Source organism: Streptomyces sp. NPDC051133, from assembly GCF_040682635.1.
Lineage (GTDB): Bacteria > Actinomycetota > Actinomycetes > Streptomycetales > Streptomycetaceae > Streptomyces.
In genome coordinates, this window is record NZ_JBFBBK010000014.1 from 112,652 (window position 1) to 138,357 (window position 25,706).

Below are 25,706 nucleotides of genomic sequence, written 5' to 3' on the forward strand. Positions count from 1 at the left end.
CATGGGATTCGCCCGTACCTGCGCGGTCGCCCTGGTGGGCGTCGAGGGAGTGGTCGTCGAGGTCCAGGCCGACCTCGAACCCGGCGTCGTGGCCTTCACCCTGGTGGGCCTCCCGGACAAGAGCCTGACGGAGAGCCGGGACCGGGTGAGGGCGGCGGTGGTGAACTCGGGCGGCGAGTGGCCGCAGAAGAAGCTCACCGTCGGACTCAGCCCGGCGTCCGTGCCCAAGGCGGGCTCCGGCTTCGACCTCGCCGTCGCCTGCGCGGTGCTCGGCGCCGCCGAGCGGATCGATCCCCGTGTCCTCGCCGACATCGTCATGATCGGAGAACTGGGCCTGGACGGCCGGGTGCGCCCCGTGCGGGGCATCCTCCCCGCGGTGCTGGCCGCCGCCGACGCGGGCTACGAACAGGTGGTCGTGCCCGAGTGCGCCGCCGCCGAGGCCGCACTGGTCCCGGGTGTCTCGGTGCTCGGCGTCCGCAGCCTGCGGCAGCTCATCGCGGTCCTCACCGAGGAACCCGTCCCGGAGGAGGAGCCCGACGATCAGGGACGCCCCGACCCGCTGCTGGCCGGCCTGCGCGTACCGGGCACCGGCGCCGCCACCGGCATGCACAGCCTGGGTACCGGCCAGCACGACCACGATCACGACCTGGCAGACGTCGTGGGCCAGACCTCGGCCCGTACGGCCGTGGAGGTGGCCGCCGCCGGCGGACACCACCTGTTCCTCGAAGGACCGCCCGGCGCGGGCAAGACCATGCTCGCCGAACGGCTGCCCGCAGTACTGCCCCGGCTCACCAGGGAGGAGTCGCTGGAGGTGACGGCGGTCCACTCGGTGGCCGGGCTGCTGCCGCCCGGCAAGCCGCTCATCGACATCGCCCCCTACTGCGCCCCGCACCACTCGGCCACGATGCAGTCACTCGTCGGCGGCGGCCCCGGCATCGCACGCCCCGGCGCGGTCTCCCTCGCCCACCGCGGCGTGCTCTTCCTGGACGAGGCACCCGAGTTCCACAGCCAGACCCTCGACGCCCTGCGCCAGCCGCTGGAGTCGGGACACGTCGTCATCGCCCGCAGCGCGGGCGTGGTCCGGTTCCCGGCGCGGTTCCTGATGGTGCTGGCGGCCAACCCCTGCCCCTGCGGGCGCTTCTCGCAACGCGACTCCCTCTGCGAATGCCCGCCCGCGACGATCCGCCGCTACCAGTCCCGGCTCTCCGGTCCGCTGCTCGACCGGGTGGACCTGCGTGTCGAGGTCGATCCCGTGACCCGGGCCGAGCTCACCGAGCCGGGCGCGCGGGGCGAGTCCACGGCGACTGTGGCCGCCCGGGTGCGACAGGCCCGCGAGCGCGCGGCGGCCCGTCTCACCGGGACACCGTGGCGCACCAACAGCGACCTGCCCGGCCGGGAGCTGCGCAGCCGGTACCGGCCCGCGCCCGGCGCCATGGACGAGGCCGAACGCAATCTCGAACGGGGCGTGCTCACGGCACGCGGCATCGACCGGGTGCTGAGGGTCGCCTGGACGGTCGCCGACCTCGTCGGACACGACCGCCCGGACGCCGGCGACGTCGCCCTGGCCCTGCAGCTGCGCACCGGGGTGCCCCGAGGGGTGCCGATGGCGATCGGAGCCCTGACATGACCGCAGGCGCGGAGGCCGGCGACGAGCTGCTCGGACGGGTGTTCCTCGCCCGGGTCATCGAGCCGGGGGACGAGGTCGCGGGGCGGTGGGTGCGGGAACGGGGGGTCACCGCGGTGGTGCGGCGGCTGCGCCAGGGCGGGGAGCCCTTGCCGGGGGCGAGCGGGGTGCGCTGGGCGGGGCTCGTCGAGCGGGCCCGGCGGACCGTGCCGGAGCGGGACCTCGCCGCCGCCGCGGAGGCCGGCGCCCGTTTCGTCGGGCCGGGGGACGCCGAGTGGCCGGGACAGCTCGACGACCTCGGGGACGCCCGCCCCCTCGGGCTCTGGGTGCGCGGCCGGGCCGGTCTGCGGATGTGGGCACTCAGATCCGTTGCCGTGGTGGGCGCGCGCGCCTGCACCGCGTACGGCACCCACGTGGCCGCCACCCTCGCCGCCGGCCTCGCCGAGCGCGGCTGGGTGGTGGTGTCGGGCGGCGCCTACGGCATCGACGGCGCCGCCCACCGAGGCGCCCTCGCCGCCCGCGGAGCCACCGTCGCCGTCCTGGCCTGCGGCGTCGACCGGCCCTACCCGCGCGGCCACGCCGCCCTGATCGGAAGGATCGCGGAACAGGGACTGGTCGTCGGCGAGTTGCCGCCGGGCGACCATCCGACCCCGACCCGGTTCATCCTCCGCAACCGGGTGATCGCCGCCCTGACCAGGGGAACCGTCGTCGTGGAGGCCGCCTGCCGCAGCGGCTCGCTGTCCACCGCGCGTGCCGCGCAGCGCCTCGGCCGGATCACGATGGGCGTGCCCGGACCGGTCACCAGCGGCCTCTCCGCCGGTGTGCACGAACTGCTGCGCGGAGAGGCCGCCCTGGTCACCGACGCCGCGGAGGTCGTCGAACTGGTGGGTGACATCGGTGACCTGGCGCCCGCCCGGCGGGGGCCCGTGTTCCCGCGCGACCTGCTGGAACCCGGTGCCCGGGCCGTTCTCGCCGCCCTGCCCGGGGACCGTGCCGCCCCCGCCGAGGAGATCGCGCTCGGCGCACGGACCACCCGGGACGAGGCGATCGCCCGGCTGTACGAACTCCGAGCACTTGGTTACGTCGAACGACACGGCGATGGCTGGAAGTTGACACGCCAGGCGGTGATGTCGGTCCGGGAAGGCCGAGGCCCATGCTGACCGAGCGTGTTCGGCCGTCCGGGGGAACCCCCGACACCCTTGGTGTTTCCCGGAGTTGGTGGCCCCGGCCGGTCACACAGAGCGAGCTGCCCGGCGCGGTCACGGGGCCGGCCGGAGGGCCCCGCGCAGGGGTGAGGCCACTTCGTTCGCACACCGCGACACCTCAGTCACGCTACGCTCACGAAGGCGCCGAGCAGATCGGGTCAACCCGACACCGGACCGACAGCTCACCCAGGCAGCTCACTTCCGCCCACGAACCCCACCCCCGCCCACGTCCCCGCACTTCGCAGCACCTCACTGCACTTCACAGCACTTCACAGCAGAACGGCACAAGGCGACGAATGCCCCAGCACACCTCCGGGTCCGACCGGGCGGCGATCCCCCCAGCCGCCCGCGACGGTGGCAGCGTGCGGCCGCCCGCTCCGTCGACGCTCGACGAGCTGTGGCGGTCGTACAAGGCGACGGGGGACGACCGGCTGCGGGAGCAGCTGATCCTGCACTACTCGCCGCTCGTGAAATACGTCGCGGGCCGGGTGAGCGTCGGACTGCCGCCCAACGTGGAACAGGCCGACTTCGTCTCCTCCGGGGTGTTCGGGCTGATCGACGCCATCGAGAAGTTCGACATCGACCGGGAGATCAAGTTCGAGACGTACGCGATCACCCGGATCCGCGGCGCGATGATCGACGAGCTGCGGGCGCTGGACTGGATCCCCCGCTCGGTACGGCAGAAGGCGCGCAACGTGGAGCGGGCCTACGCCACGCTGGAGGCCAGACTGCGGCGCACGCCGAACGAGGGCGAGGTCGCCGCCGAGCTGGGCATGGAGGTCGACGAACTGCACGCCGTGTTCAGTCAGTTGTCGCTGGCCAACGTGGTCGCGCTGGAGGAGCTGCTGCACGTCGGCGGCGAGGGCGGGGACCGGCTCAGCCTCATGGACACGCTGGAGGACACCGCCGCCGACAATCCGGTGGAGGTGGCCGAGGACCGGGAGCTGCGCAGGTTCCTCGCGCGGGCGATCAACACGCTGCCCGAGCGGGAGAAGACCGTGGTCACGCTGTACTACTACGAGGGCCTGACCCTCGCCGAGATCGGCAACGTGCTCGGCGTCACCGAGAGCCGGGTCAGCCAGATCCACACCAAGTCGGTGCTGCAGCTGAGGGCCAAGCTGGCGAGCTTCGGGCGCTGAGTCGCTCCCGTTCGGCCGGGCTCGTCCGTAAAGTGTTTCACGTGCCAAGGATTCGAGCGGCCTCCGTGGCCGAGCACCGGTCGATGCAGCGAGCCGCCCTGCTGGACGCGGCTCGGTCCCTGCTGTCCGAGGGCGGGACGGAAGCGCTGACCTTCCCCGCGCTGGCCGAGCGGACGGGGTTGGCGCGGTCGTCCGTGTACGAGTACTTCCGGTCGCGGGCCGCCGTGGTCGAGGAGCTGTGCGAGGTCGACTTCCCGCTGTGGGCGGCGGAGGTGGCCGCGGCGATGGAGCACGCGGACTCGGCCGAGGGCAAGGTCGAGGCGTATGTGCGGCAGCAGCTGGCACTGGTCGGTGACCGGCGGCACCGGGCGGTCGTCGCCATCTCCGCGAGCGAGCTGGACGCCGGGGCGCGGGAGAAGATCCGGGCCGCCCACGGGGGCCTGGTCGCGATGATCGTTGAGGCGCTCGGGGAGATGGGGCATGCGCAGCCCCGGCTGGCGGCGATGCTGCTGCAGGGAGTGGTGGACGCGGCGGTCCGGCGCATCGAGCTCGGGGCGGAGGAGCCGGCGTCGGTGACCGAGGCGGCGGTGGGCATGGCGCTGCGGGGCGTGAAGGGCTGACCGGGGCTGTGGTTGCGGCTGCGGCTGACCGGCGCTGTGGTTGCGGTTGCGGCGGCGTGACGGTGGGCCGCGCTCACCGGTGCCGGCAGGACGTCCGGTGCCGGCAGGTCGTCCGGTGCCGGCAGGACGTCCGGTGCCGCGGCCGAGCGGGGCCTCGGTTTCGCTCGCGCGCGTCGGCAAGGTGCCCAAGCCATCGCCCGTCCGCCCCTACGGCATGACCGGCAGCAGCCTCGACGGGCCCCTCCCCAGCAGCCACGGTGGCAGCAGGGACAGCGGGTCCAGGTAGGTCTCCCCTCTCAGCAGCCCCCAGTGGACGCACGTCGCCGCCCCGCAGTGGGACCCCGACGGCTCCACCCCGCCCACCACCTGACCCGGTCCCACCTCGTCCCCCTTCCTCACCGACGGAGTCACCGGCTCGTACGTCGTGCGCAGGTCCGTGCCCGCCAGGGCGATCGACACCACGCCCCGTCCCGCCACCCGGCCCGCGAAGGTCACCCGGCCGGCCGCCACCGCACGGACGGGCGCCGCGGGCGGTGCGGACAGGTCCACACCCCGGTGCCCGGGGCCGTACACCGTCGCCGGTGGCTCCCAGCCCCGTAACACCAGGGGCCGCGTGCCCACCGGCCAGGCGCGGCCGATCGCCGGGACGGGAGCCCCGGCGGGGCGGGGCGGCGCCGGGGGAGGGGCGTCGGCCCAGGCCAGAGGTGTGAGTGCGGCCGGCAGGGCGATCAGGAGGGCGGCCGGCAGCGCTGCCGGCAGCAGCCCCCGCCGGCCCGGCCGTGCCGGGACACTTCGCATGAGTCGTCGCATGCGACACACCGTCCAGCACGCGCGCCGATCGCGGTCGAACCTGTGGATCACTCCCCGGTTGGGGACAGCGGCGTCACCCGGTGCCCCGACGGTCCCGTACACTTCTTCTGGCGATCCGGGTCACCGGGTCGACTTCGCACGCCCCGACACCTGGTGATCAAAAGCCGGTGTCAGCGCCTCTCGGTCCTTTGCGGCACGGCGCACCACGGGCGTCAGGCGCGGGAGCCGTCCGGCATCCGCGGCACAACCGAGAAATTCAAGGAGATACGGCCATGGCCGTCGTCACGATGCGGGAGCTGCTGGAGAGCGGCGTCCACTTCGGTCACCAGACCCGTCGCTGGAACCCGAAGATGAAGCGCTTCATCTTCACCGAGCGCAACGGCATCTACATCATCGACCTGCTCCAGTCGCTGTCGTACATCGACCGCGCCTACGAGTTCGTCAAGGAGACCGTCGCCCACGGCGGCACGGTCATGTTCGTCGGCACCAAGAAGCAGGCGCAGGAGGCCATCGCCGAGCAGGCCACCCGCGTCGGCATGCCCTACGTCAACCAGCGCTGGCTGGGCGGCATGCTCACCAACTTCTCGACCGTCTACAAGCGTCTGCAGCGCCTCAAGGAGCTCGAGCAGATCGACTTCGAGGACGTCGCCGCGTCCGGTCTGACCAAGAAGGAGCTTCTCGTGCTCTCGCGCGAGAAGGCCAAGCTGGAGAAGACCCTCGGCGGTATCCGCGAGATGCAGAAGGTGCCCAGCGCCGTCTGGATCGTGGACACCAAGAAGGAGCACATCGCGGTCGGTGAGGCCCGGAAGCTCAACATCCCGGTCGTCGCGATCCTCGACACCAACTGCGACCCCGACGAGGTCGACTACAAGATCCCGGGCAACGACGACGCGATCCGCTCCGTCACCCTGCTCACCCGCGTGATCGCCGACGCCGTCGCCGAGGGCCTCATCAGCCGCTCGCGCGTCGCCACCGGCGACAAGGGCGAGAAGGCCGCGGGCGAGCCGCTCGCCGAGTGGGAGCGCGACCTGCTCGAGGGCGGCGAGAAGAAGGCCGAGGAGGCCCCGGCCGCCGAGGCCCCCGCCGCCGAGGCTCCGGCCGCGGAGGCCCCCGCTGCGGAGGCCGCTCCGGCCGCCGAGGGCGAGAAGGCCCCCGAGGGCGAGAAGGCCGCCGAGGGCGAGCAGGCCTGACCTCAGCGTCGACAGTGGGGGCGGCACCGACAGCGCCTCCGGCGCGGTGAAGTCCGCCCCCGCTGTTCACCCGTAGGTCGGCGCGCCGTACGCGCTCCGCGATCGGATGTGGAGCGCACACCGTGCTGATCTGAAGATCTTCCAGACTTCGAGAAAGACTCACAGACTCATGGCGAACTACACCGCCGCCGACGTCAAGAAGCTCCGTGAGCTCACCGGCGCCGGCATGATGGACTGCAAGAAGGCGCTGGACGAGGCCGAGGGCAACGTCGAGAAGGCCGTCGAAGAGCTGCGCATCAAGGGCCAGAAGGGCGTCGCCAAGCGCGAGGGCCGCTCCGCCGAGAACGGCGCCGTGGTCTCCATCATCGCCGACGACAACTCCACCGGTGTCCTGGTCGAGCTGAAGTGCGAGACGGACTTCGTCGCCAAGGGCGACAAGTTCCAGGCCGTCGCCAACAAGATCGCCGAGCACGTCGCCGCGACCTCCCCGGCCGACCTCGAGGCCCTGCTCGCCTCCGAGATCGAGGCCGGCAAGACCGTCCAGGCGTTCGTGGACGAGGCCAACGCCAACCTCGGTGAGAAGATCGTCCTGGACCGCTTCGCGCAGTTCTCCGACGGCTACGTCACCGCCTACATGCACCGCACCATGCCCGACCTGCCCCCGCAGATCGGTGTCCTGGTCGAGCTGGACAAGCCGAACGCCGAGGTCGCCAAGGGCGTCGCCCAGCACATCGCCGCCTTCGCGCCGAAGTACCTCTCCAAGGACGAGGTCCCGGCCGACGTCGTCGAGTCCGAGCGCCGCATCGCCGAGGAGACCACCCGCGCCGAGGGCAAGCCCGAGGCCGCGATCGCCAAGATCGTCGAGGGTCGTCTCAACGGCTTCTTCAAGGACGCCACGCTGCTCGGCCAGCCGTACGCGCTGGACAACAAGAAGTCGGTCCAGAAGGTGCTGGACGAGGCCGGTGTCACCCTGAAGCGCTTCTCGCGCATCAAGGTCGGCATCTGAGTCCGTACCGCGATCGACGCGCGACCCGCGGGAAATTCTCGGTAGGGTCGACAGCAGTCGTCCGCGCACACCGCCACACCCTGGCGCGTGGCGGACGGCAGCAGATCTGACGAGGAGGCCATTGCCGCGAACGGGAGCGAAAAGCGACCCCACCGGCAATGGCCTTCTTCGTATGTGCAACACGTGAAAGAGGCGGGATCTCCCATGACCACCAAGGCCCAGAAGAGCGACGACGGCAAAGTACGCGGCCGGTTTCTGCTGAAGCTGTCCGGAGAGGCGTTCTCCGGTGGTGGGGGCCTGGGCGTGGACCCGGACGTGGTGCACAAGATCGCCCGCGAGATCGCGGCCGTCGTCCGGGACGGCGCGCAGGTCGCGGTCGTCATCGGCGGCGGCAACTTCTTCCGCGGCGCCGAGCTCCAGCAGCGCGGCATGGACCGCGCCCGCTCCGACTACATGGGCATGCTCGGCACCGTGATGAACTGCCTCGCCCTCCAGGACTTCCTGGAGAAGGAGGGCATCGACTCGCGGGTGCAGACCGCGATCACCATGGGCCAGGTCGCCGAGCCCTACATCCCGCTGCGCGCCGTGCGCCACCTGGAGAAGGGCCGCGTGGTCATCTTCGGCGCCGGTATGGGCATGCCGTACTTCTCCACCGACACCACCGCCGCCCAGCGCGCCCTGGAGATCGACGCCGAGGCGCTGCTCATGGGCAAGAACGGCGTGGACGGGGTCTACGACTCCGACCCCAAGACCAACCCGGACGCCGTCAAGTTCGACGCGCTCGGCTACGGCGAGGTCATCACCCGGGACCTCAAGGTCGCCGACGCCACCGCGATCACGCTGTGCCGCGACAACAAGCTTCCGATCCTGGTCTTCGAGCTGCTCGCCGAGGGCAATATCGCTCGGGCCGTCAAGGGTGAGAAGATCGGCACGCTGGTGGGTGACCAGGTCGGCCGCGGCTGACCCGGCATCAACCCGGCCGGTGGTCCCGGGCCTGTAACGGGGCCGGACCAGGGCCGGGGGATGGACAATGTCCTGCCGGTCGGGAACCGTGCAGGAAGAAGACGCGACGCAGCCGGCCGCCGCTCCGACTTCAGGAACCGCAGCCGGGCCTCACTCAAGACACGCAGGAGCAAGTGGTGATCGAAGAGACCCTCCTCGAGGCCGAGGAGAAGATGGAGAAGGCCGTCGTGGTCGCCAAGGAGGACTTCGCCGCGATCCGCACCGGCCGTGCGCACCCGGCGATGTTCAACAAGATCGTGGCCGACTATTACGGCGCCCCGACGCCGATCAACCAGCTGGCCTCGTTCTCCGTGCCGGAACCGCGCATGGCGGTCGTGACGCCGTTCGACAAGAGCGCGCTGCGCAACATCGAGCAGGCCATCCGCGACTCCGACCTGGGCGTCAACCCCAGCAACGACGGCAACATCATCCGTGTGGTGTTCCCCGAGCTCACCGAGGAGCGCCGCCGCGAGTACATCAAGGTCGCCAAGGGCAAGGGTGAGGACGCGAAGGTCTCCATCCGCTCCGTGCGCCGCAAGGCCAAGGACGCCATCGACAAGCTGATCAAGGACGGCGAGGTCGGCGAGGACGAGGGCCGCCGTGCGGAGAAGGAGCTGGACGACCTGACGGCGAAGTACGTCGCCCAGGTCGACGAGCTCCTGAAGCACAAGGAAGCCGAGCTGCTCGAAGTCTGATGAGCGACTCTTCCTGGGGCGCGCCGCCACCGGCGGGGCAGGCCGGTCACTGGGCGCCTGGTGAGGGCGGTCCTGTCCAGCCTGCCCAGGGGGCCGTTCCGGCGGGTCCCGCGTACGATGCGCCTCAGGCGCAGCAGACTCGCCCCATGCCCATCGTGCCCGACGGACCCGTGTACGGCGCTGACGCGTACGGCCGGGACGCGTACGGCGGAGACGAGTTCGGCGGAGACGAGTTCGGTGCAGACGCGTACGGCGGAGGCCGGGACGACGACCGGGGGGCCACTCAGCTGAGCGGCCCCTTGTTCCGGGACGAGCCGCGGTACGAGTCACCGCACGAACAGCGGTACGAATCGCGGTACGAGACGGCGTACGAGCCGCAGCACGCGTACGCCACGTACGAGCAGCAGCCCCGGTACGAGCCGCAGCAGCCGACCCCCCAGCCCGCCCCGCAGCCGACGCAGCAGCAGATCCCGCAGCCGACCCAGAATCCGGAGCCCATGTCCGACGCCCCGCAGCCGGCGCCAGCGCCGCAGAAGAAGAGCGCGGGCCGTGACCTGAGCGCGGCCATAGGAGTCGGCGTCGGGCTCGGTGTGGTGATCGTCGCCTCGCTGTTCATCGTCAAGGCCGTCTTCGTCGGTGTGGTCGCGGTCGCCGTGGTCGTCGGCCTCTGGGAGCTGACCAGCAGGCTGCAGGAGCGCAAGGACATCAAGGCGCCGCTCGTGCCGCTCGCGGTCGGCGGTGCGGCGATGGTCGTCGCCGGCTATGTGCGCGGTGCCGAGGGCGCGTGGGTCGCCATGGCGCTGACGGCTCTCGCGGTCCTGGTCTGGCGTATGACGGAACCACCGGAGGGCTACCTCAAGGACGTCACGGCCGGCGTCTTCGCGGCGTTCTACGTGCCCTTCCTGGCCACGTTCGTCGCGATGATGCTGACGGCCGGCGACGGCCCCTGGCGTGTCCTCACCTTCCTGCTCCTGACGGTGGTCAGCGACACCGGTGCCTACGCGGTCGGCTGGCGCTTCGGCAAGACCAAGCTCGCGCCGCGCATCAGCCCCGGCAAGACCCGCGAGGGGCTGCTGGGCGCGGTGCTGTTCGCGATGGTGGCGGGCGCGCTGTGCATGCAGTTCCTCATCGACGGCGGCACCTGGTGGCAGGGCCTGCTGCTGGGTCTCGCGGTCGCGGCGAGCGCCACGCTGGGGGACCTGGGCGAGTCCATGATCAAGCGTGACCTGGGCATCAAGGACATGGGCACCCTGCTCCCCGGTCACGGCGGCATCATGGACCGGCTCGACTCGCTGCTGCCCACGGCGCCGGTGGTGTGGCTGCTGCTGGTGATCTTCGTGGGCTCGGCCTGACCCGCGTGTCGCACGGCTTTCGGGCCCCCGTCCTGTGTGCAGGACGGGGGCCCGTCGCCGTTGCCGGTGGGGGAGGGCGGCCTCAGGTGACGCGGATGGCGGCGATGTCGAACTGCAGGCGCACCTTCTCGCTCACCATGGTCCCGCCCTGGGCCAGCCGGGCGTCGTAGGTGAGCCCCCAGTCGGTCCGGTTGATGGTGGTGGTGCCGTCGAAGCCGACCCGCTCGTCACCGAAGGCGTCGGTCACATGGCCGATGTAGGTGAGTTCCAGGTCGACGGGGCGGGTGGTGTTCTTGATGGTGAGATCGCCGGTCATGCGGTAGACGTCGGTGCCCGCGAGGTCCACGGAGGTGCTCGTGAAGGTCATCCGCGGGTAGGCCGCCGCATCGAGGAACTGCCGGCCGACCACGTGGGCGTCCCGCTGTTCCACTCCGGTGTCGACACTGGCGGTGTACAGGACGATGTCGGCCCGGGAGCGGACCGGGTCGCGGCCGTCGAAGTAGAGGCGGCTCTCGTACTCGGCGAAGGCGCCGCGCACCGTCGTCACCATCGCGTGCCGCACGGAGAACCCGATCCTGCTGTGCGCGGGATCGATCAGCCACTCGCCGGTGAGGCCCGCCAGGCCGGGATCGGGCAGTACGGCGGTACCGGTGCCCGCCGGCGCGGCGGTCGCCACGGGGGCGGCGGACGGCTGGGTGCGTCGGTGGAAGGAGTTGCGGCCGAAAAGGTTCATGGCTCATCTGGTTACGCGAGAGCCGGAGCCCGGGACAAGCCCCGACCAGGAAACCCGACCGTTCGTCAGCAGAACTTCACAGCTCATGGACGCCGGCGCGGCGGCCGTCCCGTGGGCGGTGTCAGTTCCACAGCAGCTGGACCACGGCCCGGAGCCTCCCGCGCCAGGTGAGTCCCCGAACGTCGGCCCACAAAGGGGTGCGCGGCCACAACCAGGCATGACGGCGGCTCAGCCCTGCGATGTCACCGCTGCACGCAGCCGCCACCGCGCCCGTCACCGGCATACCCGCCATCGTCAGCAGCACCGGCAGGATGCCGCCCTCCACGCCGACCACGACGACCTCGCCGAGGAAAAGCGTTCCGGCGACGACTCCCGCCAGAAGTCGGCGGAGCGGCCCGTGAGAGGTCAGCCGGCCGGGCGCGAGCGCCAGCGTCACACCGAGCCCGAGACCCACCACCGCACCCGCGAACAGGCTGCCGCCCACGAGGACCGCTTCGGAAACGAGAGCCGCGGGCACGGCGTGCCGGTGCCCCAGCACCGACGCGACCACCACGCCGGCCGTCCACACGGCGCCCCACCCCAGCGCGCAGACCCCGCCGACGGCCAGGCCGAACCGCAGGCCCCGCACCACTACGCCGCGCTTCATGTCCCCTCCCCGCATCGCACATGACAGCGAGTCGCTACGCCGCCCTCGGATATTCTCTGCCACCACGGCCCCGCCGATCACGGCTACGGATGGTCGGCCCGGGCGAGCCCGGCGTCACCGGCCGCCAGAGGACCAGCGAACGGGGTGGGAAAGTTGAGCGGCCACAGCGCCACGCGGGAACGGTGGTTCCGGCGGAACGCCGATGCGATAGGCCGATGGTCCGAGCGTGTGATGTTCCTCGGCGCCTGCGTCATCGGCGTACACCGCGCCTACCAGCACGCCTTCATCCACGCCGCGCTGTGGTTCGCCGCCGGCGTCGGCGGCACACTGATGCACATCGCCGACGCACGACAAGCGAGACGCGACACCGAGCGAGCACGCCGGCAGCAGCTGCGCACACTCGCCGCGCTGTTCCGCGAGGCCACCGAGCGGAAGACCGACCTCAGGAAGAAGTGATCCGGCCGCGCGGTCCACGTGCCACCGACCGCGGGTCAGCGGTCAGCGGTCTATGCGCTCCATTCTCAGCGGTGAGGTCCTCTCGCACGCCGACAACCACCAGGTCAAGGTCCCACGGACGACCGGCGCATCCCACTGACGACAGCCGTGGCCGGCGACACCCTCAGGTCACCCTTTTGGATCTGCGACACTGGTAACGCCATGCCTAAGGCCCGGAGAACTGGCAGTAGTTGGGCAGCGATAAGCTCCCTACCAGCGCGTTCGGCGCGAATAAAGGGCCTGGTGTGGGTCACTGGGCCGTCTCTGGGCCGCCTGTGGGCCGTCCGAGGCCCCCAGGGACCGACCAACGGCGGCCGACAATGACAGGCGAGCGACAGCCGCCCCAGCGAAACCCCAGGTCGGGGCCCCCGACCATACGGGTTTCCATCCAGGTCTGGCGGTCAGGCACGGTGGGATGTTTCGTACCAGCGTCTCAGCTCGAACGCATCTTCTCGACCGCCTGCCTCCCAAGGATGCACGACCGTAGGCTCAGTCGACCTTCACACTTCCTGCAGGAGTGCTTCCTTGCGTCGATTGGCCACAGTCGCGCTGATCATGGCGACTTGCATCCCAGGCTGTTCGTCCGCACCGTCAGCCGGACATGCGTCTTCCAGAGCTGAACCCGCGTCGGCGGCCCACCCCACTCCTTCTGCCCACCCACTGCGCCGGCGTGCGTTGCCTCGGCCAAAGCCAACGAGGCACTGTCCAAGTCGGGGGACTTGTTGGTGACTGCTGTGTCTCTGAGCGACGCAGCGCTGACCGCTGCCGGAAAGATCGTGAAGCAGGCTCAAGGCCTGAAAATGGTCTCTGACTCTGTGTGTCGGATCGAGACCGTTGACGGGGGCAAGCCGAACCGGGAGACAGTATGCGAGTCGGCTCGTGCCGTGGACGGCCCAGCCTTCTCATCGGGCGGGAGCAGGGGCAGTTAGCGGTCGAGGTCGATGGTGAAGCGCCTGGTGCCCGTACCGATCGTGTCGGCGTGGACCTGACCACGAGCCTGGTCGAACACCCCGGTGCCGCCGGTGATCGCGTTGTCGAACGAAGGGGGAGGGACCGCGACGCCGCCCTGCGCGTTGAGAATGCGGAAGACCATCCCCTGCGCGGTGAGCTGGCCGCCCGGGAGTTTGTAGGTCACGACGCACTCCTCCGCTCCGCGATTTTCGACCGTGGTGGTGGTGCAGAAGCCGTCGGTTTCGCCGACCTGGATTTTGTCGTTCTCGTCGAAGAGGATCGAGCGGACCACGGTCCGATCGCCCTGGGCGGCGGGGCCGCCGGGGTTGACGGGGAAGCGCGACTGCTGCGCGAGATGGCCGATGAGTGTGATGACCTTGTCTCCGCCCTTGGCGTGGGCGGAGTCGGTGTTCGTCGCGGCGGACGCGACAGGGGTGCAGGCGAGAAGGGTGACCAGGGCAGTGGCCGTGCCGAGACAGGCTGCTCTGATGGGGCGCATCGTGTGGCTCCTGAGGTTGATGCTCGTGGATGGTCAGGTGCCGCATTCATAACCTCGGCGGTGCCGCCGCCCGGAACGTCCCGGCGCGACCCACCGTCAGATCCGACCAGTCGGACCAACCCGGGACGAGAGACGGCCCGGACGACCGCGTACTACGAAGATCACGATCTACAGCCGGAGTACTAAGCCCTTGATCGCTCGCGATGTCATGATCCGGCGATGGATGAGTACGCGTGGCCCACGGGCCCCGAAGCGCCGGCTGCGGACACGGTGCTGGAAAGCTGGCCGGCAACCGTCGCGGCACTGCCCGTGGGGACCCACATCACCGGGGAAGTCATCGGTCGGCAGCCCTTCGGCGTCTTCCTGCGTATGGATGGCGTGCCGAACGCCATAGCGCTGGCCGAGATCACGTCCATGCCGCAGGGGATGGACCTCCCGGCCCTCGGGGCCATCGTCAGTGGTGAGGTCTTCTGGCACGCCGACAATCACCAGGTCAGGGTCCGCCTCGACGAGTGGCGGGCAGCCGACGAGTGATCGTCGTCGGGCCGTGCCTGGGCCGTCGCTGGGCCGTCCGAGGCCGCTCAGCAGTGACCGGTGACGCCTACTGACGACAGTCGTAGCATGCGGCAGCCGCAGGTCACCGAATTTGATCTGCGACACTGGTAACGCCATGCCTAAGCCCGGAGAACTCACTTTCGTCGCCCCGCGCGGAGCTCAGAAGCCGCCGCGGCATCTCGCCGATCTCTCGCCCGCCGAGCGCAAGGACGCCGTCGCCGAGGCCGGGGAGAAGCCGTTCCGTGCCAAGCAGCTCTCGCAGCACTACTTCGCGCGGTACGCGCACGACCCGGAGGAGTGGACCGACATCCCCGCCGGGTCGCGCGGCAGGCTGCAGGAAGCGCTGTTCCCGGAGCTGATGACCGTCGTACGGCATCTGTCCACCGACCAGGGCACCACCCGCAAGACGCTGTGGCGGCTGTTCGACGGGACCCTCGTGGAGTCCGTGCTGATGCGGTACCCGGACCGGGTCACCATGTGCATCAGCTCACAGGCCGGATGCGGCATGAACTGCCCGTTCTGTGCCACCGGGCAGGCCGGGCTGGACCGGAACCTGTCCACCGCCGAGATCGTCCACCAGATCGTCGACGGGATGCGGGCGCTCAGGGACGGAGAGGTGCCCGGCGGGCCCGCGCGGCTGTCCAACATCGTCTTCATGGGGATGGGCGAGCCGCTCGCCAACTACAAGCGGGTCGTCGGTGCGATCCGCGCGCTCACCGATCCCACGCCGGACGGGCTGGGCCTGTCGCAGCGCGGGATCACCGTGTCCACCGTCGGGCTCGTGCCGGCCATCCACCGGTTCGCCGACGAGGGCTTCAAGTGCCGGCTCGCGATCTCCCTGCACGCCCCCGACGACGAGCTGCGCGACACCCTCGTCCCCGTGAACACGCGGTGGAAGGTGCGCGAGGTGCTGGACGCCGGGTTCGAGTACGTCGAGAAGAGCGGGCGGCGGCTGTCGATCGAGTACGCGCTGATCCGCGACATCAATGACCAGGCGTGGCGAGGCGACCGGCTCGGGCGGCTGCTCAAGGGCAAGCCCGTGCACGTCAATCTCATCCCGCTGAACCCGACGCCGGGTTCGAAGTGGACCGCCTCGCGGCCCGAGGACGAGAAGGCGTTCGTGGAGGCCATCGCGGCCCATGGAGTGCCGGTCACCGTCCGGGACACCCGTGGTCAGGAGATCGACGGAGCCTGCGGTCAGCTCGCCGCCACCGAGCGGTAATCTGGCCGGGTCCACACATCTTCATATTCCGACAGGGGAGCGCCACAGCGCTGAGAGTGCGGCGGACAGGGCCGCAGACCCTCTGAACCTCGCCCAGGTCATTCTGGGTAGGAAGTTCGGTCATCACTCAAGCTGTTGCGCCCTGCCCGGCCTGCCGTACGGAAAGGCCGGGCAGGGCCGCGTCTCTTCCTGGCCAACCCCCAGGAGGACAACCAGTGCAGAACAAGACCTTCGTGGCCGTGGCGGTCGGGCTCGGCCTGATGGGCCTGTCCGCGTGCGGTTCCGGCGAGGGCACGTCGTCCGCGGACTCCCGGACCGTGACCCTGGTCAGCCACGACTCGTGGGCCGTCTCCAAGAACGTGCTGCGGGACTTCGAGAAGCGGTCCGGGTACAAGGTGCGGGTCCTCAACGACGGCGATGCCGGCCAGGCCGTCAACAAGGCCATCCTGACCAAGGACAACCCGCAGGGCGACGTCTTCTTCGGCGTCGACAACACCCTGCTCTCCCGCGCCCTCGACAACGGGCTGTTCGAGCCGTACACGGCCAAGGGCCTCGACAAGGTCGGCGCCCCCTACCAGCTGGACAAGGACAAGCACCGGGTCACGCCCGTCGACTACGGCGACATCTGCGTCAACTACGACAAGGCCTGGTTCGGCAAGCACCGGCTGACCCCGCCGCAGTCCTTCGCCGACCTGGTGAAGCCGCAGTACAAGAACCTCCTCGTCACCGAGAACGCGGCCACCTCCTCGCCCGGCCTCGGCTTCCTGCTCGGCAGCGCCGCGCAGTTCGGGAACGACGGCTGGCAGGACTACTGGAAGAAGCTCAAGGCCAACGGCGTCAAGGTGGTCGACGGCTGGGAGCAGGCCTATTCCCAGGAGTTCTCCGGCTCCACCGGGGGCAAGAAGGCCGGCGGCGACCGCCCGCTCGTGGTGTCGTACGCCTCCTCGCCGCCCGCCGAGGTGATCTACGCCGAGAAGCGGCCCGCCACCGCCCCGACCGGCATCGCCACCGGCACCTGCTTCCGGCAGATCGAGTTCGCCGGGGTGCTCGCCCACGCGAAGAACCCCAAGGGCGCCGAGGCGTTCGTCGACTTCCTGGTCTCCAAGGAGTTCCAGGAGGACATGCCGCTGAAGATGTACGTCTACCCGGTGGTGCAGGGCGCCGCGGTGCCCGCCGAGTTCACCGAGTTCGGTCCGGCCGCCCGGCACCCCGAGACCATGGCGCCCGGCAGGATCGCCGCCAACCGTGACCAGTGGGTCAAGTCGTGGACCTCGCTCGTACTGAAGTAGCCCCTCGCGCCCCGCGCGAGGGCAGCCGCACGGGGAACGCGGCGCGGCTCGGGCTCATGGCCCTGCCCGTCGCGTTCTTCGCGCTGTTCTTCGCCTGGCCGGTCGCCGCGATCGTCACGCGCGGGCTGAAGGCCGACGGCGTCTGGCGGTTCGGGCGGATCGTGGACGTGGTCACGCAGCCGGACATCCGGCACGTGCTGTGGTTCACCACCTGGCAGGCGCTCGCCTCCACCGCGCTGACCCTGGTGCTCGCGCTGCCCGCCGCCTACGTGTTCGCCCGCCTCGACTTCCCGGGCAAGCAGCTGCTGCGGGCCGTGGTCACCGTGCCGTTCGTGCTGCCGACCGTCGTCGTGGGCAGCGCCTTCCTGGCGCTGGTCGGGCACGGCGGGCTGCTGGACCGGCTGTGGGGCGTACGGCTGGACACCACCGTGTGGGCGATCCTGACGGCCCACGTCTTCTTCAACTACGCGGTCGTCGTGCGGACCGTCGGCGGGCTGTGGGCCCAGCTCGACCCCCGTCAGGAGGAGGCCGCCCGGGTGCTGGGCGCCTCGCCCCTGCGAGCCTGGCGGAAGGTGACCCTGCCCGCGCTCGCGCCCGCCGTGGCCGCCGCCGCGCTGATGGTGTTCCTGTTCACCTTCACCTCCTTCGGCATCGTGCAGATCCTCGGCGGTCCCACCTTCTCCACCCTCGAAGTGGAGATCTACCGGCAGACCTCCGAGGTTCTCGATCTGTCGACGGCCGCCGTCCTCACCCTCGTCCAGTTCGCCGCCGTCGGCGCGATCCTCGTCGTGCACGCCTGGACGGTACGGCGGCGGGAGGGCGCCCTGCGGCTCGTGGCCCCGGAGTCGACCGCGCGCCGGCCGCGCGGCGCCGGGCAGTGGGCGCTGTTCGCCGGGGTGCTCGTCACCATCGCGCTGCTGCTCGTCCTGCCGCTCGCCGTGCTCGTCCGGCGCTCCCTCGACGCGCCCGGCCTCGGCTACTACCGGGCGCTGACGGACGCCGACGGCGGTACGTTCCTGGTGCCGCCCGTGCACGCCGTGTGGACCTCGCTGCAGTACGCCGTCGCCGCCACCGCGATCGCCCTCGTGATCGGAGGTCTCGCGGCCGCCGCGCTGGCCCGCCGGGACGCCGGGCGGCTGGTACGGGGCTTCGACGCGCTGTTGATGCTGCCGCTCGGCGTGTCCGCCGTGACCGTCGGCTTCGGTTTCCTGATCGCGCTCGACAAGCCGCCGCTGGACCTGCGCCAGTCCTGGTTCCTGGTGCCGCTCGCGCAGGCGCTGGTCGGCGCACCCTTCGTCGTACGGACGATGCTGCCGGTGCTGCGTGCGGTCGACGGACGGCTGCGTGAGGCCGCCGCCGTGCTCGGGGCGTCGCCCTGGCGGGTGTGGCGCGAGGTGGACCTGCCACTGGTGCGGCGGGCGCTGCTGGTCGCGGCCGGGTTCGCGTTCGCCGTGTCGCTCGGTGAGTTCGGGGCGACCGTGTTCATCGCCCGGCCCGACAGCCCGACGCTGCCGGTCGCCGTGGCCCGGCTGCTCAGCCGCCCCGGAGACCTCAACTACGGCCAGGCGATGGCCCTTTCGACCATTCTGATGGTGGTGTGCGCCGCCGCGCTGCTGCTGCTGGAGCGGCTGCGCATCGACCGGACGGGGGAGTTCTGATGCTGCTCGGGCTCAAGGCCGCGACCGTGCGCTTCGGCGGGCGGGCCGTGCTTGACGCCGTCGACCTCGATGTCGCCGAGCACCAGGTGGTGTGCGTCCTCGGGCCCAGCGGCAGCGGGAAGTCGACCCTGCTGCGGGCCGTGGCCGGGCTGCAGCCCCTCGACTCCGGGCGGGTGCTGCTGGACGACCGCGACCAGTCCGGCGTGCCCGCGCACCGGCGGGGCGTCGGCCTGATGTTCCAGGACCACCAGCTCTTTCCGCAGCGGGACGTCGGCGCCAACGTGGCCTTCGGGCTGCGGATGCACGGCGTGGCCAAGGGGGAACGGGACGCGGCGGTGGGGAAGTTGCTGGAGCTGGTCGGGCTGCCCGGGGCCGCCCGGCGGGCCGTGGCCGGGCTGTCCGGCGGTGAGCAGCAGCGGGTGGCCCTCGCCCGCGCGCTCGCGCCCCGGCCGCGGCTGCTGATGCTGGACGAGCCGCTCGGCCAGCTCGACCGCTCGCTCCGGGAGCGGCTCGTGGTCGAACTGCGGGAATTGTTCGGCCGGTTGGGGACGACCGTGCTCGCGGTGACGCACGACCAGGGTGAGGCGTTCGCGCTGGCCGACCGGGTGGTGGTGATGCGGGACGGGCGGATCGCGCAGTCCGGTACGCCCCTGGAGGTCTGGCAGCGGCCCGCCGACGCGTTCGTGGCCCGCTTCCTCGGGTTCTCCAACGTGATTCCGGCGACGGTCGTGGGGGCGGCCGCCGACAGTCCCTGGGGCAAGCTGCCGGTGCCCGACGGCTCCGCGCAGGGGGAGCGCACGCTCCTGGTCCGGCCCGCCGGCGTCCGCCTCGTCCCGGCCGGCGAGGGCCTGCCCTGCACGGTGACCGCCCGCACCTTCCAGGGCACCCATGTGGCCGTTCACCTGCAGCCCGAGGACGCTCCGCGGCTGGAGGCGGCCTGCGCGCTCCGGGACGCACCGGAGGCCGGCGCCCGGGTGGGCGTGGAGTTCGACGCGCCGGAAATCGTCGTGCTCGACTGATCACCCTGCTTCTAGGGTGAGCCCATGACACTCCTCGCACACGATCGCTACTGTGACGAAATCGGCCACCAGGTCGGTCAGTTGAGGGCCCTGGTGACCTCCGGCGCCGATCTGTCGGCCACCGTGCCCACCTGCCCGGACTGGTCGCTGGAACAGCTCGTGCGGCACATGGGCGGCGCCCTGCGCTGGGCGGCCGCACTGGTCCGCACCCGGGCTCAGGAGCAGCTGCCGACCGAGCAGGTCCCGCTCGGCGGCGGTTCCGAGGCCAAGGGTGACGCGGCGGCCCTGGACGCCTGGCTGGCGGAGACGGGCGAGCTGGTCGTCGCGGCGCTGCGCGAGGCCGGGCCGGACGCCAAGGTGTGGTCCTGGACCGGCATGGCCACGAGCGGGTTCTGGGCCCGCCGGATGGCCTGCGAGATCACCGTTCACCGCGCGGACGCCGCGCTCACCGTCGGGGCGCCCTACGAGGTCGCGCCCGACATCGCCGCCGACGCGCTGGACGAGTGGCTGCAGCTCGTGGAGTGGGTGCAGCGCTCCGGGGCCCGCGAGTGGGCGCGGGAACTGCGCGGCCCCCGTCGCAGCATCCATCTGCACGCCACCGACACCGCCCCGGAGCTGAACGCCGAGTGGCTCGTCGAGGTGGGCGAGGACGGCGTCGGCTGGCGGCGCGGCCACGAGAAGGCCACGGTCGCCCTGCGCGGACCGCTCACCCCCGTCCTGCTCGCCTTCTACCGCCGGCTTCCGCTGGACACCCCCGGCCTGGAGGTCCTCGGCGAGCGCGAGGTGCTGGAGGCCTGGCTGACGCACACGACCTTCGGCTGAGCCGCATGGCCTCCGGCCGAGGCGCATGACCTCCGGCTGAGACGCATGACCTCCGGCTGAGACGCATGGCCTCCGGCCGAGGCGCATGGCCTCCGGCCGAGGGAAGCGGTCTCCGGCCGGGACACGACCGCGGCCCGTCCCCTGGGGATAGGAGGACGGGCCGCGGTGGTGTGCGGTGGGTGAGTCGTCAGCCGTTGTCGCGCGACCCACGGCGGCGCATGCCGAAGAAGACCGCGCCACCGCCGACGGCGACCAGGGCGGCCGCGACGCCGGCGATCAGGCCGGTGTTGGAGCTGGCACCGGTCTCGGCGAGGTTCGAGTCACCGGCCGCCGGGGACGGCGCGTTGTCCGAGGTGCCCGCCGGGGCGGAGCTGGACTCGGAGGCCGACGGGGTCGGGGTCGCCGACTCGGCCGGGGCGGAGGTGGACGGAGCCGGGGACGGCGAGTCGCTGGCCGACGGCGACGGGGATTCCTTCTTCTTGCAGGCCTCGGCGGGGGTGACCAGGTCCGGGTTGATGAACTGGTCGAACTTGAACTTGCCGCTGTTGACCTTCACGTTGACGCGGTAGGTGGTGCCGGCCTTCCAGGCCACGTCAATGGGGGTCTTCGTGCCCTGGGCGGAACCCTTGACGTTCGCCTCGGCGATCTTCGTGTCGACGGCGTCGTTCGTCTCGAACACGGTGATGTGAGCGGTGGTGCGGGACGAGTCGGTGTCGGTGATGATGATCTGGCCCTGGTCACCGGCACAGCCGGCCTCGGCCGTGAAGTCACCGATCTGGCACGCGAACGCGGAGCCGGACAGGCCCAGCAGGACGGCGGCCGAGGCGGAGGCGACACCGAGGATGCGCACGGAACGGCGTGCGCCACGACGAGTTATGGACAACGTTTGTCCTTTACAGAGTGCATAACTGCGGGGGGCTTAAGGGGGATTCGGGGCGTTTGATGAGGTGAGGCCCCAGCACCCCCAGGAGGCTCACAGGTCTATAAGCGCTCCATAAGGAGTGTCAACGCATATGCCATGCACGGCCGTTGACTTTACCCGCATATTAATCACCGAGACGTTTGATCTCTTCCGTCGCCTGCTCGATCCGGTCAACGAGGGCGATACGGGACTCCATCGCCCGCCCCCGCGCCAACGACTGCAAGAGGGGCCAGGCCGGCAGCTCACGCGTCCAGTGCTCCCGGTCCACGAGGACCATCGGGGCCGGCTCGCCGCGCGACTCGTAGTAGTTCGGCGTCGCGTTGTCGAAGATCTCCTGTACGGTGCCGGCGGCGCCCGGCAGGAAGACCACCCCGGCGGTGGAGCGGGCCAACAGGCCGTCCTCGCGGGTGGCGTTGGCGAAGTACTTCGCGATGTGCGCGGCGAAGGCGTTCGGCGGCTCGTGCCCGTAGAACCAGGTCGGGATGCCCACCGACGCGCCGCCGCCGGGCCAGCGTTCGCGGACCTCGAAGGCGGCCCGCGCCCAGTCCGTCACGGACGGCCGGAACGAGGGCGCCTTGGCGAGGATGCGCAGCGCCTCCTCCAGCATGCCGTCCCCGAACGGGGCCGCGTACGCGCCGAGGTTCGCCGCCTCCATCGCGCCCGGACCGCCACCGGTGGCGACCGTGTACCCGGCGCGGGCCAGTTCGCGGCCGAGCCGGGCGGCACCGGCGTAGGCGGCGGTGCCCCGGGACATCGCGTGACCGCCCATGACCCCCACCACGCGGGCGTCGACGAGGAGTTCGTCCAGTGCGTCGGAGACCGCGTCGTCGTGGATCGCGCGCAGCATCGAGGCGAAGACGTCACCGTCGGCCTTCGTGCGCTGGAACCAGGCGTAGGCCCGCGCGTCCGGCGTCGCCCCGTAGTCCGCCCGCAGCGACTCGAACAGCTCGTCGGGCGTGTAGACGAAACCCCGTTACGGGTCGAAGGGGAGGCCGGGGACCGGTGGGAACACCAGGGCGCCGGCCGAGCGGACATGGGCGGCGGCCTCGGGGGTCATCGGGCAGCCGAGGAAGACGGCGTCGGTGGCGTCGAGGCGGAGCAGCGCACTCGTACGGCCGGTCAGATCGACGGCCTGGACGCGGAATCGGCCGAGCGAGCCGTGCTCGGCGACGACCGCGTCGAACTCGGCGAGTGACTCGATCTCACGGTCGTGGGCGGCACGGTGCGGCTGGGCGGGTATCGGATGCACCCGCCCATGCTGGCACGTCCGTTCGGCCGGGAGGGTCAGCTTTCGATCGCGGCCGGGTCCATCCAGATGACCTCCCAGGTGTGGCCGTCGAGGTCGTCGAAGGAACGGCCGTACATGAAGCCGTGGTCCTGGGTCTCCCCGCTGGCCGAACCGCCCGCCGCGATCGCCTTGTCGACCAGCTCGTCCACCTTCTCGCGGCTCTCGGCGCTCAGTGCGATCAGCACCTCGCTGGTGCTCGTCGCGTCCGCGATCCGCTTCTTGGTGAAGGTCGCGTAGAAGGGCTTGGTGAGCAGCATCGCGACGATGGTGTCGCTGATCACCACGGAGGCGGCCTTCTCGTCGCTGAACTGCGGGTTGATCGTGTAGCCGAGCTCAGTGAAGAACTTCTTCGAGGTGTCGAGGTCGTTCACGGGCAGGTTCACGAAGATCATCTGCTGGTACATGGGGTTTTCGCTCCCGTCGAGCATCGTGCGGCGTTGGCGTGTGCGGTGGGTAGACCGGCGTACCGCGCCGAACTCATCGGTGGCCGGAGATCCTCTTCCCGCGCGGGCCCGCTCAGCGTTCCAGGGGCAGCGCCGCCAGCGTGGCGACGCCGAGTGTGAGCGGGCCGAACAGGGCCAGCAGGGCGGCGGCGCGCAGGGCGGCGGCACCGCGCAGCATCATGGCCGTCGCGCCGAGGCGGAGCAGGGCGGCGGTGGTGTCGGCGCGGGACTGGCGTGCCTCGATCGCGGCCGTGAGGAGCGTCGCGACCGTGCAGCCGAGGACCAGGAGCGCGCCGAGGGTGCTCAGCGGGCCGAAGGACGGGGCGGAGCCGGCGTACAGGGCGGTCATGGCGTACCCGGCGGAGGCGACCGCGCAGACCACGCCGAGGGGGCGGCCGATGCGGGGGGCCTCCGTCATCAGGACCCGCCCGGCGAGCAGGCGGAGCGCACCGGGGCGGACGGACTGCAGGAGCCGGCCGCACAGGTGGGTGAGGCCGGGGGAGGCGAGGACCAGGCCGGTGGCGGTGAGGAGCCAGCCGAGGAGGACGGTGACGGCTTCGGAGGGGAAGGTGAGCGCGGAGGCCGTGGGGCCGGTGGGGGCGGAGCGGCCGGCGTAGGCCTGGACGGCGAGCCCCGCGGCGAGGAGGGCGATGCCCCAGGGGAGGCCGGTGGAGGTGCTCGACGCGGTGCCCGGGCTCGGGAGTGCGGGGGCGGACGCGATGTCCGGGACCGGGAGCTCGGGGTGGGACTCGCCGTCCGGCGCCGCCGGGGTGCCGTTCACCTCCGGGACGGGCGCCGCCACGGCGGTACGACCGCCCGCGGGATGCGGAGGCGATTGCGCCGCGCCCGGGTGTACCCCGCCCGGCTGCGCCCCGCCCGGCCGTGCCGCGCCCGGCCGTGCCGCGCCCGGCCGTGGCCCGCCCGACTGCGTGCCGCCCGGCTGTGCCCCGCCCGGCTGCGCCCCGCCCTCGGGGCTCGCCTCCGCTGCCTCCGGCGCCCGGCGTGGGCCGAAGCGGGCGCCGAACCTCCCGTACGCGCCGAACGTCTCCCGCTGCGCCGCCGTGCCGTACGCGCCGAACCGGCCGAATCCGCGCGGGCCCCTGGTGGCGGGGCGGGGGTCTGACGGGCGGAGGGCCAGTGCCACCGCCGTCGAGGCGACGGCCGGGAGCAGCGCCAGCAGGGTCAGGGTCCCCGCGACGGGGAGGGGGTGGCCCGCCGCCAGGAAGTCCGCCGCCGCGCCGTCGAAGGGCAGGCCCCTGAGATCGCCGCGCAGGTGCAGGAAGAACAGCAGGGCCAGCATCGAGCCCAGCGCGCAGGACAGGGCCGTGGTCAGGGAGGAGATCGCCATCAGGCGGGCCGGGCCGAGGCCGACCGCGGACAGCCCGGTGCGCGGCCGGGTGGCGGGGTCCGTGCGGGCCACGGCGAGCGCGAAGTACACCGTCGCGGCCAGCGGCAGCGCGCACCAGGCCAGCCGCAGCGCGGCGGCGTCCGTGGCCTCGGGGTGGTTCAGGGCGTAGCCGAGGCAGGACAGCAGGAGGAAGCCGGTGCCCGCCGAGGCGGCGGCCACCAGGAGGCGGCGCAGCTGGACGGCGGGCCGGGCGGCGCGGGTCAGGCGGAGAGCGAGCACGCGGCCCGGCCTTCCGTGTCGGGCGCGTCCGGCAGGTGCACGGTGGCCACGCGCCGGCCGTCCAGCAGGGCCACCGTACGGTCGGCGAGGGCGGCGGTGTCGGGGTCGTGCGTGGCGAGGACCACGGTGATGCCGTGCGAGCGGGCGGCCGTGGCCAGGGTGCGCAGGACGTGGGTGCGGTCGGCGCGGTGCAGGGGCGCCGTGGGCTCGTCCGCGAAGAGGACCGAGGGGGTCGTGGCCAGCGCCCGGGCGATCGCCACGCGCTGGCGTTCGGCCTGCTGCAGTTCGTGCGGGCGCCGGCGGGTCCGGTCGCCGACGTCCAGCCGCTCCAGCCACTCCAGCGCGGCCGCCTTGGCCCGGCGGCGGCTGGTGCCGCGCAGCATCAGGGGGAGCGCGGCGTTCTCCCAGACGTTCAGCTCGGGGACCAGCACCGGCTCGGGGTCGATCCAGCCGAAGCGGTCCCGGCGCAGCCGTTCCCGGCGCATCGGGCCGAGGGTGTGCATGGGCGCGCTGTTGAACCACACCTCGCCGTGCCGCACCGGCACCAGGCCGGACAGACAGCGCAGCAGGGTGGTCTTGCCGCTGCCGCGGGGACCGCTGACGGCGAGGATCTCGCCCTCCCGCACACCGAGTGAGACCCCGGCGAGTCCCGGGGAGCCGTCGGGGTGGATGAAGTGCAGGGAGCGTGCCCAGAGCACGTCGTTGTCCGGCGGGGCCTCCATGGCGTACACCTCGGTTCTGATCCGTTGTCCCGGGCCTGTTCCCTCGTCCGGGGGAACGAAGGCTGGGCCGATCGGTCACTGGAACGCTAGGCAGCCGGTACGCGGAGGCCGGACAGCACACGGCCCCGGGCCGCCGTTCCCACTCGAACGGACGGCACCGGGGCCGGTGGTG

General features: G+C 71.7%; 24 protein-coding genes, 1 pseudogene and 1 riboswitch. Of the genes and pseudogenes, 16 read left to right on the forward strand and 9 right to left on the reverse strand.

What is annotated here, in order from left to right; all coding sequences use genetic code 11:
• Position 1: 1 nt before the first annotated feature.
• The 4 genes from AB0N17_RS16850 (at position 2) to AB0N17_RS16865 (ending at position 4,588) form a co-directional block, all read left to right on the forward strand.
• The gene (locus AB0N17_RS16850) at positions 2-1,627 is read left to right on the forward strand and encodes a YifB family Mg chelatase-like AAA ATPase (protein WP_366012059.1); all 1,626 of its coding nucleotides are present in this window, start codon (positions 2-4) and stop codon (positions 1,625-1,627) included.
• The gene (gene dprA / locus AB0N17_RS16855; RefSeq protein ID WP_366012060.1) at positions 1,624-2,784 is read left to right on the forward strand and encodes a DNA-processing protein DprA; all 1,161 of its coding nucleotides are present in this window, start codon (positions 1,624-1,626) and stop codon (positions 2,782-2,784) included. Before AB0N17_RS16850 ends, dprA begins: the two co-directional genes overlap by 4 nt.
• A 341-nt stretch (positions 2,785-3,125) precedes the next feature.
• A complete protein-coding gene (whiG, locus tag AB0N17_RS16860; protein ID WP_366012061.1) occupies positions 3,126-3,968 on the forward strand; it encodes an RNA polymerase sigma factor WhiG in 843 nt (280 codons plus the stop codon).
• A gap of 65 nt (positions 3,969-4,033) precedes the next feature.
• Complete coding sequence (locus AB0N17_RS16865; RefSeq protein ID WP_366012123.1) at positions 4,034-4,588, forward strand: helix-turn-helix domain-containing protein; 555 nt, start codon at positions 4,034-4,036, stop codon at positions 4,586-4,588.
• A gap of 207 nt (positions 4,589-4,795) precedes the next feature.
• On the opposite strand, the gene AB0N17_RS16870 is transcribed toward AB0N17_RS16865, so the two are convergent.
• A complete protein-coding gene (locus AB0N17_RS16870; RefSeq protein WP_366012062.1) occupies positions 4,796-5,398 on the reverse strand; it encodes a peptidoglycan DD-metalloendopeptidase family protein in 603 nt (200 codons plus the stop codon).
• Between the two features lie 272 nt (positions 5,399-5,670).
• Here AB0N17_RS16870 and rpsB point away from each other — a divergent pair, with 272 nt between their 5' ends.
• The 5 genes from rpsB (at position 5,671) to AB0N17_RS16895 (ending at position 10,643) form a co-directional block, all read left to right on the forward strand.
• A complete protein-coding gene (gene rpsB / locus AB0N17_RS16875; RefSeq protein ID WP_366012063.1) occupies positions 5,671-6,588 on the forward strand; it encodes a 30S ribosomal protein S2 in 918 nt (305 codons plus the stop codon).
• A gap of 169 nt (positions 6,589-6,757) precedes the next feature.
• Positions 6,758-7,594 (forward strand): translation elongation factor Ts, encoded by an 837-nt coding sequence (tsf, locus tag AB0N17_RS16880; RefSeq protein WP_366012064.1) that lies wholly within the window; start codon positions 6,758-6,760, stop codon positions 7,592-7,594.
• A gap of 204 nt (positions 7,595-7,798) precedes the next feature.
• Positions 7,799-8,557: a UMP kinase gene (gene pyrH / locus AB0N17_RS16885; protein WP_366012065.1), complete on the forward strand. Its 759-nt coding sequence runs from the start codon at positions 7,799-7,801 to the stop codon at positions 8,555-8,557.
• A gap of 176 nt (positions 8,558-8,733) precedes the next feature.
• Positions 8,734-9,291 (forward strand): ribosome recycling factor, encoded by a 558-nt coding sequence (gene frr / locus AB0N17_RS16890; protein WP_039656445.1) that lies wholly within the window; start codon positions 8,734-8,736, stop codon positions 9,289-9,291.
• The gene (locus AB0N17_RS16895) at positions 9,291-10,643 is read left to right on the forward strand and encodes a phosphatidate cytidylyltransferase (protein WP_366012066.1); all 1,353 of its coding nucleotides are present in this window, start codon (positions 9,291-9,293) and stop codon (positions 10,641-10,643) included. The genes frr and AB0N17_RS16895 overlap by 1 nt, the downstream gene beginning before the upstream one ends.
• A gap of 82 nt (positions 10,644-10,725) precedes the next feature.
• On the opposite strand, the gene AB0N17_RS16900 is transcribed toward AB0N17_RS16895, so the two are convergent.
• Positions 10,726-11,376, reverse strand: coding sequence for a YceI family protein (locus AB0N17_RS16900; RefSeq protein ID WP_366012067.1), 651 nt, complete (start codon positions 11,374-11,376; stop codon positions 10,726-10,728).
• Positions 11,377-11,497: 121 nt separating this feature from the next.
• On the reverse strand, positions 11,498-12,022 hold the full coding sequence (locus tag AB0N17_RS16905; protein WP_366012068.1) for a hypothetical protein: 525 nt from the start codon (positions 12,020-12,022) through the stop codon (positions 11,498-11,500).
• A gap of 153 nt (positions 12,023-12,175) precedes the next feature.
• On the opposite strand from AB0N17_RS16905, the gene AB0N17_RS16910 reads away from it, so the two are divergent.
• Entirely contained in the window at positions 12,176-12,478 is a 303-nt protein-coding gene (locus AB0N17_RS16910) for a hypothetical protein (RefSeq protein WP_366012069.1), read from the forward strand.
• Positions 12,479-13,442: 964 nt separating this feature from the next.
• On the opposite strand, the gene AB0N17_RS16915 is transcribed toward AB0N17_RS16910, so the two are convergent.
• Complete coding sequence (locus AB0N17_RS16915) at positions 13,443-13,967, reverse strand: hypothetical protein (RefSeq protein ID WP_366012070.1); 525 nt, start codon at positions 13,965-13,967, stop codon at positions 13,443-13,445.
• Between the two features lie 219 nt (positions 13,968-14,186).
• On the opposite strand from AB0N17_RS16915, the gene AB0N17_RS16920 reads away from it, so the two are divergent.
• The 6 genes from AB0N17_RS16920 to AB0N17_RS16945 all read left to right on the forward strand — a co-directional run bounded on the left by AB0N17_RS16920 (position 14,187) and on the right by AB0N17_RS16945 (position 20,532).
• Positions 14,187-14,501 (forward strand): hypothetical protein, encoded by a 315-nt coding sequence (locus AB0N17_RS16920; protein ID WP_366012071.1) that lies wholly within the window; start codon positions 14,187-14,189, stop codon positions 14,499-14,501.
• 136 nt (positions 14,502-14,637) lie between these two features.
• The gene (rlmN, locus tag AB0N17_RS16925; RefSeq protein ID WP_366012072.1) at positions 14,638-15,744 is read left to right on the forward strand and encodes a 23S rRNA (adenine(2503)-C(2))-methyltransferase RlmN; all 1,107 of its coding nucleotides are present in this window, start codon (positions 14,638-14,640) and stop codon (positions 15,742-15,744) included.
• Positions 15,745-15,767: 23 nt separating this feature from the next.
• A riboswitch (TPP riboswitch) is annotated at positions 15,768-15,876 on the forward strand.
• 83 nt (positions 15,877-15,959) lie between these two features.
• On the forward strand, positions 15,960-17,033 hold the full coding sequence (locus tag AB0N17_RS16930; RefSeq protein ID WP_366012073.1) for a thiamine ABC transporter substrate-binding protein: 1,074 nt from the start codon (positions 15,960-15,962) through the stop codon (positions 17,031-17,033).
• 56 nt (positions 17,034-17,089) lie between these two features.
• On the forward strand, positions 17,090-18,691 hold the full coding sequence (locus tag AB0N17_RS16935) for an iron ABC transporter permease (RefSeq protein WP_366012124.1): 1,602 nt from the start codon (positions 17,090-17,092) through the stop codon (positions 18,689-18,691).
• Positions 18,691-19,710 (forward strand): ABC transporter ATP-binding protein, encoded by a 1,020-nt coding sequence (locus tag AB0N17_RS16940; RefSeq protein ID WP_366012074.1) that lies wholly within the window; start codon positions 18,691-18,693, stop codon positions 19,708-19,710. Before AB0N17_RS16935 ends, AB0N17_RS16940 begins: the two co-directional genes overlap by 1 nt.
• Before the next feature lie 24 nt (positions 19,711-19,734).
• Positions 19,735-20,532 (forward strand): maleylpyruvate isomerase family mycothiol-dependent enzyme, encoded by a 798-nt coding sequence (locus tag AB0N17_RS16945; RefSeq protein WP_366012075.1) that lies wholly within the window; start codon positions 19,735-19,737, stop codon positions 20,530-20,532.
• 187 nt (positions 20,533-20,719) lie between these two features.
• Here the strand turns inward: AB0N17_RS16945 and AB0N17_RS16950 are convergent, their stop codons facing one another.
• From AB0N17_RS16950 to AB0N17_RS16970, 5 genes and pseudogenes are all read right to left on the reverse strand, one after another.
• Positions 20,720-21,415: an LAETG motif-containing sortase-dependent surface protein gene (locus AB0N17_RS16950; RefSeq protein ID WP_366012076.1), complete on the reverse strand. Its 696-nt coding sequence runs from the start codon at positions 21,413-21,415 to the stop codon at positions 20,720-20,722.
• A 163-nt stretch (positions 21,416-21,578) separates the two neighbouring features.
• Positions 21,579-22,703, reverse strand: a pseudogene (locus AB0N17_RS16955) (Rossmann fold nucleotide-binding protein).
• Between the two features lie 35 nt (positions 22,704-22,738).
• Complete coding sequence (locus AB0N17_RS16960) at positions 22,739-23,146, reverse strand: VOC family protein (RefSeq protein ID WP_366012077.1); 408 nt, start codon at positions 23,144-23,146, stop codon at positions 22,739-22,741.
• Between the two features lie 112 nt (positions 23,147-23,258).
• Positions 23,259-24,812, reverse strand: a complete 1,554-nt coding sequence (locus tag AB0N17_RS16965; protein ID WP_366012078.1) for a hypothetical protein — start codon at positions 24,810-24,812, stop codon at positions 23,259-23,261.
• On the reverse strand, positions 24,794-25,534 hold the full coding sequence (locus AB0N17_RS16970) for an ATP-binding cassette domain-containing protein (protein WP_366012079.1): 741 nt from the start codon (positions 25,532-25,534) through the stop codon (positions 24,794-24,796). Before AB0N17_RS16970 ends, AB0N17_RS16965 begins: the two co-directional genes overlap by 19 nt.
• Positions 25,535-25,706 lie beyond the last annotated feature (172 nt).